This is a genomic window from Streptomyces sp. NPDC091649 (assembly GCF_044756785.1).
Classification (GTDB): Bacteria; Actinomycetota; Actinomycetes; order Streptomycetales; family Streptomycetaceae; genus Streptomyces.
Genome location: NZ_JBIVTR010000048.1, coordinates 1 through 1,240 on the forward strand (window position 1 = coordinate 1; position 1,240 = coordinate 1,240).

At 69.2% G+C, this 1,240-nt stretch carries 1 protein-coding gene; it reads left to right on the plus strand.

Annotation, left to right across the window (positions count from 1 at the left end; genetic code table 11):
• Window positions 1–16: 16 nt before the first annotated feature.
• Window positions 17–676, plus strand: a complete 660-nt coding sequence (locus ACIQMU_RS31585) for a response regulator transcription factor (RefSeq protein WP_356731685.1) — start codon at window positions 17–19, stop codon at window positions 674–676.
• Window positions 677–1,240: the final 564 nt, after the last annotated feature.

Sequence of the window (1,240 nt, forward strand, 5' to 3'; positions counted from 1 at the left end):
GAACGTGGAGAACAGAGTGCGCGTGGTCATCGCCGAGGATTCGGTCCTGCTGCGGGAGGGTCTCACCCGTCTGCTCACGGATCTCGGGCATGACGTGGTCGCGGGGGTCGGGGACGCGGAGGCGCTGCTCAAGACCGTGGCGGAGCTGGACGCCCAGCAGGCGCTTCCCGATGTGGTGGTCGCCGATGTGCGGATGCCGCCGACGCACACCGACGAGGGAGTACGCGCGGCGGTGCGGTTGCGGAAGGACTACCCGGGCATCGGGGTGCTGGTCCTCTCCCAGTACGTGGAGGAGCAGTACGCCACGGAGCTGCTGGCGGGCAGCAGTCGCGGGGTGGGATATCTGCTGAAGGACCGGGTGGCCGAGGTCCGCGAGTTCGTGGACGCCGTCGTCCGGGTGGCGCAGGGCGGGACGGCGCTGGACCCCGAGGTGGTGGCGCAGCTGCTGGGCCGCAGCCGCAAGCAGGACGTGCTGGCCGGGCTGACGCCGCGCGAGCGCGAGGTCCTCGGTCTGATGGCCGAGGGCCGGACGAACTCCGCCGTCGCCCGGCAGCTCGTGGTGAGCGACGGGGCGGTCGAGAAGCATGTCAGCAACATCTTCCAGAAGCTGGGGCTCTCGCCCAGCGACGGGGACCACCGGCGTGTCCTCGCCGTGCTGACCTACCTCAATTCCTAGCAATCTGACAGCCTGTCAGATATTCATGGGGCGGAGCACGCCACCGGAGGCGGCACGCCGCACGCACCCCCGGAGCGATCGCGAAGCGCTTCGGGAGCGCTTCGGGAGCATTGCGCAGGTCCGGGGGTGTCCGCCGGTTGCGGGGCGGGCACCTCTGATCAAGGAAGGGTCGAGGGAGACCTAGGACCAAAGACTCACAGTGCAACCGCCGCCACCCCGCCGCACGGGGGTCGCGAAAGGCGACAAACCCGACCACAAGGGTGTCTCAAAACAGCGTCCACCATATGATCGGTCCCTGGAGGGCCACCTACGCGGACGTAGGGTGGCCTCTGGGATCGCCGGCTGGCCGGACGGTTCCGAACCGCCGCCCCAAGGGAGGTCCAGTTCAGTGACGAGCCAGGTCAGTAGCGCGGCAGGGAAGGCCGATGAGGCCAATGACGCCGTCCTCGGGGGTCAGCGAGCCCCCCTGCCAGGTACGACGGGAGCCGTGGGCGGGGGTGGGAAGGAGGTCCGTCGTCTGGGCCGGGTGATCATTCGTTTCGCGGGTGATTCGGGTGACGGGAT